At 38.4% G+C, this 831-nt stretch carries 1 pseudogene; it reads left to right on the top strand.

The annotated features are described in order from the left end of the window. Positions 1 to 704 (top strand): annotated as a pseudogene (locus tag ESP02_RS13160) (IS3-like element IS1485 family transposase); the annotation flags it as partial. Positions 705 to 831 lie beyond the last annotated feature (127 nt).

Below are 831 nucleotides of genomic sequence, written 5' to 3'. Positions count from 1 at the left end.
TAAAAAAAGCCTTATCAAAACGAGGCATTCAGATCAGCCGACGAAAAATTAGTAGAATCATGAAAAATAGAGGATTAAAATCGAGCTATACTGTTGCTTATTTTAAAGTACATCATTCTACTTGCAATGAAGCCAAAACGACAAACGTATTGAATCGTAAATTCTTAAGAGACAACCCATTAGAAGCGATCGTAACAGACTTGACTTATGTACGAGTCGGGAAAAAATGGAATTATGTCTGTTTCATTTTGGATCTGTTCAATCGAGAAATTCTCGGCTATTCTTGTGGAGAACATAAAGATGCCGTTCTAGTAAAAAAAGCATTTAGCCGTATCAAACAACCTCTGACAGAGGTTGAGATTTTTCATACTGATCGTGGAAAAGAGTTTGATAACCAAGCTATTGATGAATTATTAACAACTTTTGACATCAATCGATCATTGAGTCATAAAGGCTGTCCTTTTGATAATGCCGTAGCTGAATCAACTTATAAGTCGTTGAAAGTAGAATTTGTCTATCAATACACATTTGAAACCTTACAACAATTGGATTTGGAGTTATTTGACTATGTCAATTGGTGGAACCACCTTCGGTTGCACGGTACACTTGGCTACGAGACACCGGTTGGTTACCGTAACCAGAGATTGGCGCAGCGAATCCTTGATAATGAGCTCGGATGTGCTAACGCTAGCGAGGCAGTCTAACTTTAACTGTTAGCTCCTGCCGAAGATCGTCACATCCGAGGAGGCTCATTGTCAAGGACAATCGGAATAGCATACGGAAAGAAGTTCTGCACCTTATAAAATTTGTCAAAAAAACTGTTGCCATTCC

Origin of the sequence: Enterococcus sp. NBRC 3427 (assembly GCF_007996925.1) — a bacterium.
GTDB lineage: Bacteria > Bacillota > Bacilli > Lactobacillales > Enterococcaceae > Enterococcus_B > Enterococcus_B lactis.
This window is presented reverse-complemented; position numbering and strand designations above follow the sequence as displayed.